This window comes from Bradyrhizobium sp. USDA 3397 (assembly GCF_054060965.1).
The window spans coordinates 5554934-5569170 of the sequence record NZ_JBSSDS010000001.1 but is presented as its reverse complement, the minus strand read 5'-3'; the positions used below and the strand labels follow the sequence as shown (position 1 = coordinate 5569170).

Here is a 14237-nt window from a genome sequence, read left to right as displayed (position 1 = left end):
TCAGAACACGAGCACCATGCCGTCTTCGGCGGCGAGGTGCTCGACCTCGCCCAGGCGCGAGAGCATGTCGTCGCTCATATGGGTGAGGACGAGCCGCTTGGCGCCGATGTCGGGCAGATGCTGTTCCAAGGTCTTCAGGCTGAGGTGATTCTTGACCACCTTCTCGTACATATAGGCTTCGGCGATGAAAAGGTCCGCGCCATGCGCCAGCGGAATGAGCGTCTCCGTCCATTCGGTATCGGCGGTGTAGGCGAGCGTGCGGCCCTCGGCCGCGACGCGATAGGCTAGGAACGGTCCGCCCGATTCGCCGTGCACGACCGGATAGGGCGTCACATTCACCGCGGCGAAGTCTCGGCTTTGTCCGGGCGCGAGCTCGACCACGTTCAGCTCGAAGTGCGGCTTGGTGTTCGAGGAATGCTCGAACAGCGCCTCCATCACCTCGCGCAGCCGCCTCTCGATGCCTTGCGGGCCCGCGATCGTCAGCGGCCGCATTCGCCGCGAGAATTGCGCGTCGAGCAGAAAGAACGGCAGGCCGGCAAAATGGTCGCCATGGAAATGCGTGATCAGGATCAGCTCGATGTCGCCCCGATCGATCTCGAGCCGCTTCAGCGCCGGCAAAGCCGACGCACCGCAATCGATCAGGAAGTTCGCTTTGCGCCCCGAGACGTGGAAGCAGGTGTTGAGCCTGCCGCCGGAACCGAAGGCATCACCGCAGCCGACGAACCGCAATTGCATCGGCTGCGCACTCCCTCAATCCGATCCTTACCTGCCGCGTGGCGCGCCGAACACGCGCGACAGCAGCCAGATCGGAATCACGATAACCGCACCGAGCAGGAAGTAGCGCCACAGCCAGTTCACCGCGTCGAAGCCGAGGTCCCACAGCCGCTGGAACAGGAGGCGGATGCTGTGGATGATGTTCCAGGGGTCGAAGCCGATCGTCGCCAGCACGACGCCGACCAGGATCGAGAGCAGCGCCAGGCGGAACGCGACCGCCAGCGGCGAGCCGCCGAGAAAGCGGTGCAGGCCGTCGCTGCGGCCGGCCGGCAAATCTCTGACGTCTTGGACCATCGCAAACTCCTGAAGCGGATTCGAACCCATTATAGGGCACGGCGGGGGACATGGGGAACCCGCAAGGGGCCGTCAATCGGATTACGGGAGTTTAATTCGGACGGTCGGTCACCTCTCCCGCGACGCTATTGAGAGTGTTTGCCTGCGGCCATCCTTCGAGACGCCCGCTTCGCGGGCTCCTCAGGATGAGGACGGAGTGCGCGGCAGCAGCTATAACGTGCACCGACGCCGATTAGCCTCATCCTGAGGAGACCGCGAAGCGGTCGTCTCGAAGGACGAGGCGCGCGCTCAGGCGCCGCCAAAATTCGGCTCAGCGCGCGCCTCACACCTCGATCTCCGCCGCCTCTTCCTTCAGCATCTTCTCCAGCGTCCCCAGCCGGTCGGCCTCGCGCGGCGGCTTGTCCCAGCGCAGGCGGCTGATGCGGGGGAAACGCATGGCCACGCCGGATTTGTGCCGGGGCGAGCGCTGCAATCCCTCGAAGGCGACCTCCAGCACCAGCCCCTTGTCCGCTTCATGCACGACATGACGCACGGGGCCGAATTTTTCCGTGGTGTTGCGGCGGACGAAGCGGTCGATCTGCAAGAGCTCCTCGTCGGTGAAGCCGAAATAGGCTTTTCCGACCGGCACCAGCTCCTCGCCGTTCTCGGTCTCGGTCCAGACGCCGAAGGTGTAGTCGGAGTAGTAGGACGAACGCTTGCCGTGGCCGCGCTGCGCATACATCAGCACGGCGTCGATGATGTGCGGGTCGCGCTTCCACTTCCACCATTGCCCCTTCGGCCGCCCCGGCAAATAAGGCGCATCGCGCCGCTTCAGCATGACGCCTTCGACGGCGTCCGCGTCCTCGCCGGCACCGGCGCTCGCGGGATCCGCGCGTGCGGCGGTGAGTGCTTCCCAGCTATCGAAGGGCACGGTGGGCGAGAGATCGATGCGGGGATCGTCGAGCTTTGCGATGAATCGCTCCAGCCGCTCGCGCCGCTCGGCAAAAGGCAGCTCGCGCAGATCGTTCTCGTCGTCGCCGAGCAGATCGTAGGCGCGCAGGTGAATCGGAAACTCCTTGATCAGCTTCGGCGAGACGACCTTGCGGTTGAGGCGCTGCTGCAACACGTTGAAGCTCTGCACCCGGCCCTCGCGCAGGATCAAGAGCTCGCCGTCGATCGCGCCCGGCAGGCGCAGCGACGGCACGAGATCCGGAAAGCTTCCGGTGATGTCCTCGCCCGTGCGCGAATAGAGCCGCGCGGTGATATGGCCGCGCTCGTCGCGCCCGGCCACCGCCTGCACCCGGATGCCGTCCCATTTCCATTCGGCGATGTAATCGGCTGCATCGAGCGCGGCGAAATCGTTTCCCTCGATCGCATGCGCCAGCATCACCGGGCGGAACGGCGCGGGATCGCGGTTGACGGGCTTGTCGCCGCGGCCCTCCAGCCAGGCGAACAGGTCGAGATAGGGCGGGACGAGCCCCGGCCAGATCAGCTCGATCTCGTGCGGGTCCTTGTCGCCGAGCGCGGCGGCCGCAGTCTTGGCAAGGCGCGCGGAGATGCCGATGCGCAAGCTCCCGGTGACGAGCTTCAGCAGCGCCCAGCGGCCGGTCTCGTCGAGCTCGTCGAGCCAGCGCTCGAGCTGCTTGGGCAACTCGGTCTTGCCGAGCGTGCGCAGCGTGGTGACGACCTCGGTGAGACTCGGCGGCGGCGGGTTGTTGTGGCCGGCGAGCGGGGCCTTCGGCCACATCAGCGCCACCGTCTCGGAGAGATCGCCGACATAATCGTAGCTCAGCCCGAACAGCACCTCATCCGTGCGTGCCGCGATGAGATCGCGGATCAGCGCGGGCTTGGCGTGCTTGAAGCTGAGTGCGCCGGTCAGCGCCGCGAGCGCAAAGCCGCGGTCGGGGTCGCCGACCTCGCGAAAATAGCCGGTGATCAGCCGCAGCTTGTTGTTGCGGCCGGGCTCATAGGCGATGCGGTCGAGCAGTTCGGCGAAGCGGTTCATGCTTCGGCCTCGCCTTGAATCGGCGTCTCGCTCTCCTCCTCGTCGCCATAGCCGACGAGATCGAGCGGCCGCGCCTTCAGGCCTTTGCTCCGGCACCAATGCACCAGCGCATCTTCCTGGCCGTGGGTGACCCAGATCTCGCCGGCGCCGGTCGCCGCGATAGTCGCGGTGAGGCCGTCCCAATCGGCGTGGTCGGAGATCACCAGCGGCAGCTCGACGCCGCGCTGCCGCGCCCGGGCGCGCACGCGCATCCAGCCCGAGGCGAAGGCGGTGACGGGATCGGGAAAGCGCCGCGTCCAGAGATCGGAGGTGGCCGAGGGCGGCGCCAGCGTGATGGTGCCGGCGAGCGCCGCCTTCTTCATGCCCTTCACTGGTTTGAGCTCGCCGAGGTCGATCCCGCGGCTCTGATAATAATGCGTGATCGTCTCCATCGCGCCATGCAGGTAGATCGGCGCATCATAGCCGGCCTGACGCAGCAGCTTGATCACGCGCTGCGCCTTGCCGAGCGAATAGGCGCCGACGAGATGCGCGCGCTCCGGAAACAGCGCGACGGAAGCGAGCAGTTTCTTGACCTCGTCGCTCGCATCGCCATGCCTGAAGACCGGCAGGCCGAACGTCGCCTCGGTGATGAAGACATCGCATGGCACCAGCTCGAACGGCGTGCAGGTCGGGTCCGGCGCGTCCTTGTAGTCGCCGGAGGCGACGATGCAGGTGTCCTTGCACGAGACGGCGACCTGCGCCGATCCCAGCACGTGGCCGGCCGGGTGAAACTTGACCTTGACGTCGCCGAGCCGGATTTCCTCGCCATAGCGGATCGCCTGGGTCGAGCCGGCGAAGTTCTCGCCGTAACGCAGGCGCATCATGTCCAGCGTTTCCTGCGTCGCCAGCACCGCGCCATGGCCCGCACGGGCATGGTCGGAATGGCCGTGGGTGATCACGGCCCGCTCCACGGGGCGGACGGGGTCGATATGGAAGCCGCCGGGCTTGCAGCACAGGCCGGCAGCATTTGGCAGCAGGATGTCTTGCGGACGCATGCCTGTTATATAAGTCGAACCATTACATCTTCGAGTCACTTACCCATTTCGTTTCCTGGTTCCTCAATGCCGCTCCGCCTGTTCCTGACCTCCGGCGATCTCATGGCCGACCGCCGTTTCGAGTTCGCGCGCGATCTCCAGCTCAAGGGCGACCTGCCGGCGGCTGCGGACCTCCTGGAGCAGGCGATCGAGCTCGCGCCCGACTTCACCTCGGCCTGGTTCACGCTCGGCGAGATCCGTCAGCAGCTCGGCGAGCGCGACAAGGCCATCGCGGCCTTTCGTGAAGCGCGGCGATGCGACCCCGGGGATCAGCACGGCGCCGGCCTGCACCTGATGCGGCTCGGCGATACCGAAATGACGGAGATGCCCAAGGCCTACGTGCAGGCGCTGTTCGATCAATACGCGCCGCGCTTCGAGCACGCCCTGATCAACGATCTCGGCTATCGCGCCCCGACGCTGATCTTCAAGGCGGTGCTGGCGGCGCGCGTCTCCGCCAAGAAGCCCGCCTACTTCAAGCGCGCCATCGACCTCGGTTGCGGCACCGGGCTGGCGGCCGCAGCTTTCGCCAAGCAGGTCGATCATTTCATCGGCATCGATCTGTCGCCCGGCATGATCAAGGAGGCGCGGGCGACGAACCTCTATGCCGAGCTCGAAGTCGCCGACATGATCGAGGGCCTGCGCGGCAAGCCAGATGCCAGCGCGAACCTCGTCGTGGCCGCGGATGCGTTCGTCTATCTCTCCGATCTCGCACCGGTGCTGAGCGAAGTAAGGCGCGTGCTCGTCTCAGGCGGCGTGCTCGCCTTCACGCTGGAGACGCATGCGGGCGACGGCATCGTGCTCGGCGACGGCCTGCGTTATGCCCATTCCGCGGAATATGTGCGCGGCGCCATCGCGAAGGCGGGGTTGAAGCTGCTGACGCTGGACCCGGCCTCGCCGCGCAACGAAAACAATGAGCCGGTGCGTGGCCTCGTCGTCGTTGCCGAGAAAACTTGAGTCTAGGCGCTAACGCCTGCCGATTTGAGCGTCATTGCGTCGCAAAGCTGCGACTTCCCACTTGCGAGCCGAGCTGCGATGTCAGCACAATGCGCGCATCAGGGAGAAAACAACAATGACCAAGAATCCATCGCGGCGCGATTTCAGCGCCGGCACACTCGCCACCATCGCCGCATCGACATTGCCCGCGCCCTACGTCTGGGCCGCGGAGAAGAAATACGATGCGGGCGCCAGCGACACCGAGATCAAGATCGGTCAGACCGTGCCGCATTCCGGCCCCGGCTCGCTCTACGGCGTGCTCGGCCGCGTCGGCGAAGCCTATTTCCAGATGCTGAACGAGAAGGGCGGCATCAACGGGCGCAAGGTCAAGTTCCTCACCATGGACGACGCCTACAGCGCGCCGAAATGCGTCGAGGCCACGCGCCGCCTGGTCGAGCAGGAAGAAGTGCTCGCATTGTACGGCTCGCTCGGCACCGCGCCGCAGACCGCCGTGCACAAATACCTGAACTCCAAGGGCGTGCCGCAGCTCCTGCTCAACACCGGCGCGTCGAAGTGGAATAATCCGAAAGAGTTCAAGTGGACGATGGCGGGCCTGCCGCTCTATCCGACCGAGGCGCGCATCCTCGCGCGCCACGTCGTCAGCGTGAAGCCGAACGCGAAGATCGGCATCCTCTACCAGAACGACGACTTCGGCCGCGACTTCCTCGGCCCCTTCAAGAAAGTGCTGACTGACGCCGGCGGCACCGCGCAAGTGATCATGGAGCAGACCTATGATCTCACCGAGCCGACCGTCGATTCTCAGCTCATCAATCTCTCCAAGTCCGGAGCCGACGTCTTCTACAACATCTCGACCGGCAAGGCCTCGTCGCAGTCGATCCGGAAAGTGGCCGAACTCGGCTGGAAGCCTCTGCACCTCCTGTCCGCCGGCTCCACCGGTCGTTCGATCCTCAATGCCGCGGGCCTCGATAACGCTACCGGCATCGTCGCGATCCGCTACAACAAGGAGGTCGGCCTGCCGAAATGGGAGAAGGACCCGGACGTGATGGCGTTCGAGGAGCTGCGCAAGAAGTACACGCCGGCGATCGACCCCGACAACACCATCGCTTTCGCCGGCTACGGGCAGGCCGCCACCATGGCCGAGATCCTGCGCCGCTGCGGCAATGAGCTGACCCGCGCCAACGTGCTGAAGCAGGCATCGAACCTCCAAGGTTTCCACTCGCCCTATTTCCTCGACGGCGTCACCTACAGCTACACGCCCGAGGACTACACGCCGATGAAGACGCTGTTCATCTCCACCTTCACCGGGAAAGACTGGGACATCTCCGACAAGCCGATGTCGGAGTAGGCACTCACATCGTCATGGCCGGGCTTGTCCCGGCCATCCACGCCCTTCCACACGGCACAAAGAACGTGGATGCCCGGGACAAGCCCGGGCATGACGGCCTCCACTGATTTTCAAATGCGATTGGACTTTGCTCTGCCAGCAGAGCGGAAGCGCAGCTAGCTGGCCATCACCAGCCGATACGCCTGCGCTGCATTCACACCGAAAGCCTTGTCGCGCACACGCGGGCCGAGCCGCGCCAGGCAGGCCTCCAGCGCGGTCGTGATCTCGCCGTAGCTTCCCGCGAGCAGGCATACGGGCCAATCCGATCCGAAGATCAGCCGGTCCTCGCCGAAACATTTCGCGGCGTGCTCCACGAACGGAAACAGCCGTTCCGCATTCCAATCGTTCCAGACCGCCTCGGTCGCCAATCCCGAGATCTTGCACCAGACATTGCCGCAGGCAGCCAGCGCCGCGATGCGCTCGGACCATTCGGCGCTGCCGCCGGCGGCAATCGGCGGCTTGGCGGCGTGATCAAGCACGAAACGCGCGTGCGGAAAGGCCTGCGCGGTTGCGACCGCCGCGGGCAGCTCGCGGCTGCGGACAAGGAAATCGTAAGCGAGATCGTGGGCGAACACGGCCGTGAGTCCGCGCTGAACGTCCTCGCGCAGCAGCCAATCCGCATCGAGCTCGTCGTGGACCTGGTGGCGGATGCCGACCAGCTTGTCGCCACCAGGCAGAGCGCGCAGCCGGTCGAGCGTCTCGCCGAGCGCCGCATCGGTGAGATCGGCCCAGCCGACCACGCCGATCACCGAGGGCGTCGCATCCGCGATACGCAGAAACTCCTCGGTCTCCTCCAGCGCTGAGCGGCATTGCACCAGGATGCTGGCGTCGATGCCGTTCGCCTGTAGCAGCGGCGCGAGATCGGCCGGGCCGAAGGCACGGCGGATCGGCGCCAGCTCGTCCGCTTCCATCCAGGGATGATCGGCGCGCGCCGGATCCCAGAAATGCTGGTGGGCATCGACGATCATGCCTCAACCTCCGCCGGGAAGCGGCGAGCGCGCATCGACCAGCTTTCGTGCCCGCAGCTCCTGCCAAAATGCCGGCGGCACCGCCTTCTCGGACATCGCGACGTTGTCGGCGACTTCGGCGGCATTGCGCGCGCCCATCACGGCGACCGTCACCGCCGGATGGGCCATGCAGAATTGCAGCGCGGCGGCTTTCAGCTCGGTGCCGTGCCTGCGGCAGAGTTCGTCGAGCTCCAGCGCGCGTGCCACGAGCGCAGCATCAGCATCCTGATAGTTGAATTTCGCGCTCGCCCGCGGATTGGCAAGGATGCCGCTGTTGTAGATGCCGCCGAGCAGGATGCCGATATTGCTGGCCTGGCACAGCGGAAACAGCGCATCCAGTGCGCCCTGGTCGAGCAGCGTGTAGCGGCCGGCGAGCAGGAAGCAGTCGACCGGCACGGCCTCGGCAAAGCGAACCAGCATCTCGGACTGGTTCATGCCGGCGCCGATCGCCTTGACCGTGCCGTCCTCGCGCAGGCGCTGGAGCGCGCGGAAGGCGCCGCTGACGGCATCGTCATAATGATCGTCCGGATCATGCACGAGAAGGACGTCAACGCGGTCGAGGCCGAGGCGCTGCAGGCTCTCCTCCACCGACAGCATCACGCCGTCATAGCTGAAATCGAACACCGGCCGTTCGCGCGGCGTGCCCTTGTAGTGCTCGTCCTCCGGGGCAGCGCCATCAGGTGCGCGCAGCAGGCGGCCGACCTTGGTCGAGATAGCGTAGGAGTCGCGCCTCTGTTGCCGCAGGAAGGCGCCTAGCCGCCGCTCCGCGAGGCCGAAGCCGTAGAGCGGGGCGGTGTCGAAGAATCGGACACCGAGCGACCAGGCCCGTTCGATCGTCCCGTGCGCATCGGCATCGCTGACGGGCGAGAACAATCCGCCGAGCGGGGCTGAACCGAGGCCGATCGAGGTGACATCGAGCGCGCCGAGCCGCGATCTTTTCATTCCCATGCCTTCCAGCGATCGTCGTCCATTCCAAATCATCTCTCCCGCTTGCGGAAACCGCAAGCGGGAGAGGCATGCAGAAGCGCGGGGCTGGGCAGCGCTCCTACTTCAACATCTTCGCGACGTTGTCCTTGGTGACGAGATCGAGGCCGGTGTAGACGATCTCCGGCACCTTCTCGCCCTTCTTGATGGCGAGCAGCGTGTCCATCGCCTTCTCGCCCATCTCGAACGGACGCTGGCCGACCAGCGCATTGGCATAGCCGTCACGCAGCAGCTCGAGCTGCATCTTCAGCGTATCGGCGACGACCAGCGTGAACTTGCCGGAATCGATGTCCTTCTTGTTCCTGCTGGCGAAGGCCTTGAAGCCTTCGGGCGCGAACATCGGCCAGCCGCCGATCGGAACGATGGCGGCGAGATCCGGCGTTGCGGTGCGCATGTCCGTCATCTGCTGGACCGCGAGCGCGGGATCGTCGTTGCAGAAGCTCGGCGAACCCGCGACCTCGGTCCATTTCGAGCCCTTCAGCGCCTCGCGCACGCCGTCGACACGCTCGGCCAGGTTCTTGGCGCCGGGACCGCCGGAGACCATGGCGTATTTGCCGCCGTCAGGCCGCAATTTCAGCAATTCCTTGCCGAGGGCCAGGCCGAACTCCTTGTTGTTGGTGCCGATATAGGCGATGCGCTTGGAGCCCGGCGCGTCCGCATCGAAGGTGATGACGGGAATGCCGGCGGCGGTCGCCGCCTCGATCGACTTGGTCATGGCCGCGACGTCCGCGACCGAGATGGCGAGACCGTCGACCTTCTGCGTGATGAAGTCCTGGATGATCTGGGCCTGGTTCGCCGGCTCATGCTCGACCGGTCCCTTGTAGATGCACTCGATGTTGCCGAGCTCCTTGGCGCGCTTCAGACAGCCGTCGCGCGAAAAATCGAAGAACGGATTGTTCATCGCCTTCGGCACGATGACGAAGCGGTAGTTCGCAGCAAATGCTGGCGTGGCCATCATCGCAACCGCGATGCCGGCAAGAAGCAGTTTCCTCATTGTCTCCTCCACTCTTGTTGGTGCCTATCCCCTCGAAAGCCCCCGGGAAGCGGATAGGCGGCGTTTTCCTTGCCTTCCCGAGATGTCGTCATGTCAGGTCATCCGCGAGCGGACGCGGTCGACCAGCACAGCCAGAATGATGATCACGCCGACCAACGTCTGCTGCCAGTACGAGCTGACCTGGGCCAGCACGAGGCCGTTGCGGATCACCTCCAGCAGCACGCAGCCGACGATGGCCCCGAGCGGGCCGCCGATGCCGCCGGCGAGATTGGCACCGCCGATCACGGCCGCCGCGATCACGTTGAGCTCGTAGGACATCGCCATGTTGGCCGGCGCCGATCCGAGCCAGCCGGAGATGATGATGCCCTGCAGGCCCGCGGCGAGCGCGCAGATCACGTAGACCTCGATCTTCACCCGCACCACCGGAATGCCGGTGAGCTCGGCCGCCTTCTCGTTGCCGCCGAGCGCGAAGACGTGGCGGCCGAACGAGGTGTGGTGCAGCACCACGGCCATGGTCAGCGCCAGGATCACGAGATAGATGAACGGCGCCGGCACGCCGAGCACGTCACCGGACGTGAGCGCGTAGAAATAATCGGCGTCCGGCCCGCCCGGGAAGCTGCCGCGTCCGTTGGAGACGACATAGCCGAGCCCGCGCACGATCGAGAGCATGCCGAGCGTGGTGACGAAGGGCGACAGGCCGAGCACGGCAATGCAGAAGCCGTTGACGAGGCCCGCAATCAGCGCGGCGCCGAGGCCGGCGAGGATCGAGATGAGCAGGATCAGCCCCGGAACATTGGCGAGCACGGTCTTGCCGTCGGCCGCCATGTGCACCAGCGGCGATCCGGGCGCCGACAGCTCTGTCATCACCATCGATGTGATCATGGCGGAAAAGCACATCATCGATCCCACCGACAGGTCGATGCCGCCGGTGATGATCACGAAGGTGACGCCGAGCGTCGCGATGGCGATGAAGGAAAAGTTCTTCGCCACGTTCTGCATGTTGCCCTGGGTAAAGAAGTAGGGGCTGGCGAAATGCATGATCACCAGCAGCACCGCCAGCGCGAGCAGAACGTAGCCGGTCTGCGAGGCGAAGATGCCGCGCTGCCACCACCTGATCTTGCCGACATTGGTGAAGCTGATCGGGGATTCCAAGGGCATGGCCATCACGCCGCCTCCTTCGCACCGGTGATGAGGGCGGTGACCTCCTCGGGGGAGGTCTGGTGAATCGACTTGTCGGCGCGCTTCTCGCCGCGCCGCATGACAACGACGCGGTCGCATACGGCGAACACGTCGGGCATGCGGTGCGAGATCAGCATCACGGCGACGCCCTGCTCCTTCAGCCGGTGGATCAGGCCGAGCACCTGCTCGACCTGGCGCACCGAGATCGCGGCGGTCGGCTCGTCCATCATCACCAGCCGCGCATTGGAGAGCCGGGTGCGCGCGATGGCGACCGCCTGGCGCTGGCCGCCCGACATCTGCCTGACGAGATCGTCGGGTCGCGTCTCCGAACGCAGCTCGCCGAATAGCTCCAGCGCGCGCGATGCCATCGCCTTGTGGTCGAGCAAGGCAATCGGTCCGAACCTGCGCTTCAACTCGCGGCCGAGAAAGACGTTGGCGGCCGCCGTCAGATTGTCGGCGAGCGCGAGGTCCTGGTAGACGACCTCGATGCCGACGGCGCGGGCATCGACCGGCCGGTTGAAATGCACCGCGCTGCCGGCAAAGCGCATCTCGCCATGCGTGGGGCGGAAATTGCCGGCGATGATCTTCACCAGCGTCGACTTGCCGGCGCCGTTGTCGCCCATCAGGCCGACCACCTCCCCGGGCCAGACCTGCATGTCGACGTCGTGCAGCGCGCGGATCGCGCCGAACTCCTTGCCGATGCCGGTGAGCTCGAGCACCGGTGTCGCGTCAGTCTTCGTCATCAGCGGCGTTTCCTCAGACATAGCGGTTGACCAGGGATTCCAGATATTCCTGCCGGCCCGAGCGCGGCTGCGGATCGAAGCCGGGAGACATCGCGCGGTCGGCGAGATCGGCAAGCGAACGCTGGCCGCCGAGAATGGCGCGGCCCTCCGGGCTCGCCCATCCCTCGTAGCGTTTTGCGAGCGGCGCACTCAGCGTGCCGGCGTCGAGCATGTCGGCGGCGGCGAGGAAGGCCCGCGCACAGGCATCCATCGAGCCGACATGGGCATGGATGAGATCATCGGGGTCGATCGACTGGCGGCGGATCTTGGCATCGAAATTCAGCCCGCCGGTGGTGAAGCCGCCGCGGTTCAGGATCTCGTGGAACACCAGCGCCAGCTCCGGCACGTTCATCGCGAACTGGTCGGTATCCCAGCCGAGCAGATCGTCGCCGCGGTTGATGTCGAGCGAGCCGAACACGCCGAGCGCCTCGGCCAGCGCGACCTCGTGATGGAAGGAATGGCCGGCGAGAATGGCGTGGTTCTGCTCGATGTTGAGCTTGACGTCCTTGAGCAGGTCGTAGCGTTCGAGGAAACCGTAGCAGGTGGCGACGTCGAAATCATATTGATGCTTGGTCGGCTCCTTCGGCTTCGGCTCGATTAGCAGCGGGCCCTTGAAGCCTATTTTGTGCTTGTGCTCGACGACGAGCGAGACGAAGCGGCCGAGCTGGTCGAGCTCGCGCTTGAGATCGGTGTTGAGCAGCGTCTCGTAGCCCTCGCGTCCGCCCCACAGCACGTAGTTCTGCCCACCGAGCCGGTGCGTCACCTCCAGTGCAGCACGAACCTGGCCGGCGGCATAGGTGAAGATGTCGGGATCCGGATTGGTCGCGGCGCCCGCCATGTAGCGGCGGTGCGTGAACAGGTTCGCAGTGCCCCAGAGCAGGCGAACCTTGCTCGATGCCATCTTCTGCTCGAACAGATCGGCGATGGCGTTGAGGTTGGCGACGGACTCGGCGAGCGAAGCGCCCTCCGGCGCCGCATCGACGTCGTGGAAGGTGAAGAAGGGGACGTCCAGCAGGCGGAACAGCTCGAAGGCGGCATCGGCCTTGGCGCGGGCCATCGCCATCGCGTCGGTGCCGTGGTGCCAAGGCCGCAGGAAGGTCTCGCCACCGAAGGGATCGCCGCCCGGCCAGCAGAACGAATGCCAATAGCAGACCGCAAAGCGCAAGTGATCCTCGAGCCGGCGGCCATGCACCAGGCGGTCCTTGTCGTACCAGCGGAAGGCGGGCGCGCCTTCGGCATCCTTGCCGCCGAAGGCGACGGGTGCACTTGCATCGAAGAATTTGGCTGGCGCGTTCACTTAAGACTCCTTCAATGCGGGATAAAGCGCGCGCCATCGCCGATAGGCCTCGTCATATGCCGCGGCGACGGACGGGCGGGGTGTGAAGCTTGCGAGCCGCCGCGGGCGCGTGCAGACGTTCGCGGGGTTCTCGCCGGTCGCGGCGAGCCGGCCGAGCCGCGCAGCGCCGAGCGCGGCGCCGACCTCGCCTTCCTCGACGCGGTGGACGGGCATGCCGAGCACGTCGGCGCAGATCTGCGCCCATAGCGGCGAGCGCGAGCCGCCGCCGACGAGATCGACCTCGCCGATTGGCCCGCTGGCTGTGCTCAGCGCCGCCAGATTGTCGCGCGCGGCAAAGGCGACGCCTTCGAGCACCGCCTGCACGATCTCTGAACGCCCGGTCGCGCCGCGCAGACCGACCAAGGCGCCGCTGGCGGCGGCATCGTTGTGCGGGGTGCGCTCGCCGTCGAGATAAGGCAGGAACTGGACCGGGCTTGGTGCATCGACGCGCTCGCCGAGCGGTGCCAGGAGCGCCGCGGCCGGCGTCTCCATCACGCCGGCAAGCCAGGCGAGCGAGGCTGCGGCCGACAGCATCACGCCCATCTGGTGCCAGAGGCCGGGCAGCGCGTGGCAGAAGGCATGCACCGCCGAGGCCGGGGCGGGGGCGAAGCGATCAGTGACGCGGAACAGGACGCCCGACGTTCCCAGCGACAGGAAGGCATCGCCGGGCGCGATGGCGCCGAGCCCGATCGCGCTGGCCGCATTGTCGCCGGCGCCGCCCGCGACCACGACATTTTTCGCCATGCCCCAGCGCTGCGCGTATTCAGGCGCGAGCACCGCGCTCGCCGCGCTGCCCTCGACGAGGCGCGGCATGTGGTGCAGATCGAGCCCGGTGGCATGCAGCAGCAGTGCGGACCAGCGCCGCAGGCCGACGTCGAGCCACAGCGTGCCTGCTGCATCCGACATGTCCTCGACCATCTCGCCGGTCAGGCGATAGCGGACATAGGCCTTCGGCAGCAGCACCTTCGCCACGCGGTCGAAGATCTTCGGCTCGTGCCGTGCCACCCAGAGCAGCTTCGGCGCGGTGAAGCCCGGCATAGCGAGATTGCCGGCGATCGCGTGCAGCGAGGGACAGCGCCGCTCCAGCGCGGCGCATTCGGCCTGCGAGCGGCCGTCGTTCCAGAGGATGGCCGGACGCAGCGGCCGGCCGTCCTCGCCAAGCAGCGTCGCGCCATGCATCTGCCCCGACAGGCCGATGCCGCGCACCTGCGCGACCTCGCGCGGATGGCGCGCGGCGAGATCGTCGACGGCGCCGACGGCCGCATCGACCCAGGCGTCGGGATCCTGCTCGGACCACAGCGGCGCCGGATGCGACAGCGCAAGCTCGCGCGCTGCCGTCGCGGTCACCGCGCCGGCTTCGCTCACGAGCACCGCTTTCACACCGGACGTGCCGATGTCGATCCCGAGATACAATTCGTCCTCCCTTTCGCCTGAGACGGAGAGCGATCTTGCGTCGCTTTTCCCCGTTGGCCTTCTGTTGCCAAATCCACCT

13 protein-coding genes are annotated in these 14237 nt (G+C 66.2%); 2 read left to right on the top strand and 11 right to left on the bottom strand.

What is annotated here, in order from left to right; all coding sequences use genetic code 11:
• The 4 genes from ACVWYQ_RS25685 to ACVWYQ_RS25670 all read right to left on the bottom strand — a co-directional run bounded on the left by ACVWYQ_RS25685 (window position 1) and on the right by ACVWYQ_RS25670 (window position 4086).
• Entirely contained in the window at window positions 1–735 is a 735-nt protein-coding gene (locus ACVWYQ_RS25685) for an MBL fold metallo-hydrolase (RefSeq protein WP_404545441.1), read from the bottom strand.
• A gap of 27 nt (window positions 736–762) precedes the next feature.
• The gene (locus tag ACVWYQ_RS25680; protein WP_271546290.1) at window positions 763–1068 is read right to left on the bottom strand and encodes a DUF6460 domain-containing protein; all 306 of its coding nucleotides are present in this window, start codon (window positions 1066–1068) and stop codon (window positions 763–765) included.
• Window positions 1069–1390: 322 nt separating this feature from the next.
• Complete coding sequence (locus ACVWYQ_RS25675) at window positions 1391–3052, bottom strand: ATP-dependent DNA ligase (RefSeq protein ID WP_456726527.1); 1662 nt, start codon at window positions 3050–3052, stop codon at window positions 1391–1393.
• Window positions 3049–4086 carry a ligase-associated DNA damage response exonuclease gene (locus ACVWYQ_RS25670; RefSeq protein WP_456726526.1) on the bottom strand — a complete coding sequence of 346 codons (1038 nt, stop codon included), beginning with the start codon at window positions 4084–4086 and terminating at the stop codon, window positions 3049–3051. The genes ACVWYQ_RS25675 and ACVWYQ_RS25670 overlap by 4 nt, the downstream gene beginning before the upstream one ends.
• Before the next feature lie 66 nt (window positions 4087–4152).
• Here ACVWYQ_RS25670 and ACVWYQ_RS25665 point away from each other — a divergent pair, with 66 nt between their 5' ends.
• Window positions 4153–5079 (top strand): methyltransferase domain-containing protein, encoded by a 927-nt coding sequence (locus ACVWYQ_RS25665; protein ID WP_456726525.1) that lies wholly within the window; start codon window positions 4153–4155, stop codon window positions 5077–5079.
• Window positions 5080–5194: 115 nt separating this feature from the next.
• Window positions 5195–6424, top strand: coding sequence for an ABC transporter substrate-binding protein (locus ACVWYQ_RS25660; protein WP_275501343.1), 1230 nt, complete (start codon window positions 5195–5197; stop codon window positions 6422–6424).
• 155 nt (window positions 6425–6579) lie between these two features.
• Here ACVWYQ_RS25660 and ACVWYQ_RS25655 read toward each other — a convergent pair whose 3' ends face one another.
• The 7 genes from ACVWYQ_RS25655 to xylB form a co-directional block, all read right to left on the bottom strand.
• Complete coding sequence (locus ACVWYQ_RS25655) at window positions 6580–7431, bottom strand: amidohydrolase family protein (RefSeq protein ID WP_456726524.1); 852 nt, start codon at window positions 7429–7431, stop codon at window positions 6580–6582.
• Between the two features lie 3 nt (window positions 7432–7434).
• Window positions 7435–8412 carry an aldo/keto reductase gene (locus ACVWYQ_RS25650; protein WP_456726523.1) on the bottom strand — a complete coding sequence of 326 codons (978 nt, stop codon included), beginning with the start codon at window positions 8410–8412 and terminating at the stop codon, window positions 7435–7437.
• A gap of 103 nt (window positions 8413–8515) precedes the next feature.
• Window positions 8516–9448 (bottom strand): sugar-binding protein, encoded by a 933-nt coding sequence (locus tag ACVWYQ_RS25645; RefSeq protein ID WP_057028437.1) that lies wholly within the window; start codon window positions 9446–9448, stop codon window positions 8516–8518.
• Between the two features lie 93 nt (window positions 9449–9541).
• Window positions 9542–10612, bottom strand: coding sequence for an ABC transporter permease (locus ACVWYQ_RS25640; protein ID WP_157285690.1), 1071 nt, complete (start codon window positions 10610–10612; stop codon window positions 9542–9544).
• Entirely contained in the window at window positions 10612–11370 is a 759-nt protein-coding gene (locus ACVWYQ_RS25635; protein ID WP_109145592.1) for an ATP-binding cassette domain-containing protein, read from the bottom strand. The genes ACVWYQ_RS25640 and ACVWYQ_RS25635 overlap by 1 nt, the downstream gene beginning before the upstream one ends.
• Before the next feature lie 13 nt (window positions 11371–11383).
• Window positions 11384–12706: a xylose isomerase gene (xylA, locus tag ACVWYQ_RS25630; RefSeq protein WP_271546307.1), complete on the bottom strand. Its 1323-nt coding sequence runs from the start codon at window positions 12704–12706 to the stop codon at window positions 11384–11386.
• The gene (xylB, locus tag ACVWYQ_RS25625) at window positions 12707–14158 is read right to left on the bottom strand and encodes a xylulokinase (RefSeq protein WP_404545425.1); all 1452 of its coding nucleotides are present in this window, start codon (window positions 14156–14158) and stop codon (window positions 12707–12709) included.
• Window positions 14159–14237: the final 79 nt, after the last annotated feature.

Coding starts and splice junctions, on each gene's coding strand:
- ACVWYQ_RS25685 (WP_404545441.1), bottom strand. CDS start 735: ATGCAATTGCGGTTCGTCGGCTGCGGTGATGCCTTCGGTTCCGGCGGC.
- ACVWYQ_RS25655 (WP_456726524.1), bottom strand. CDS start 7,431: ATGATCGTCGATGCCCACCAGCATTTCTGGGATCCGGCGCGCGCCGAT.
- ACVWYQ_RS25660 (WP_275501343.1), top strand. CDS start 5,195: ATGACCAAGAATCCATCGCGGCGCGATTTCAGCGCCGGCACACTCGCC.
- ACVWYQ_RS25665 (WP_456726525.1), top strand. CDS start 4,153: ATGCCGCTCCGCCTGTTCCTGACCTCCGGCGATCTCATGGCCGACCGC.
- ACVWYQ_RS25635 (WP_109145592.1), bottom strand. CDS start 11,370: ATGACGAAGACTGACGCGACACCGGTGCTCGAGCTCACCGGCATCGGC.
- ACVWYQ_RS25680 (WP_271546290.1), bottom strand. CDS start 1,068: ATGGTCCAAGACGTCAGAGATTTGCCGGCCGGCCGCAGCGACGGCCTG.
- ACVWYQ_RS25650 (WP_456726523.1), bottom strand. CDS start 8,412: ATGAAAAGATCGCGGCTCGGCGCGCTCGATGTCACCTCGATCGGCCTC.
- ACVWYQ_RS25645 (WP_057028437.1), bottom strand. CDS start 9,448: ATGAGGAAACTGCTTCTTGCCGGCATCGCGGTTGCGATGATGGCCACG.
- ACVWYQ_RS25675 (WP_456726527.1), bottom strand. CDS start 3,052: ATGAACCGCTTCGCCGAACTGCTCGACCGCATCGCCTATGAGCCCGGC.
- ACVWYQ_RS25640 (WP_157285690.1), bottom strand. CDS start 10,612: ATGGCCATGCCCTTGGAATCCCCGATCAGCTTCACCAATGTCGGCAAG.
- ACVWYQ_RS25670 (WP_456726526.1), bottom strand. CDS start 4,086: ATGCGTCCGCAAGACATCCTGCTGCCAAATGCTGCCGGCCTGTGCTGC.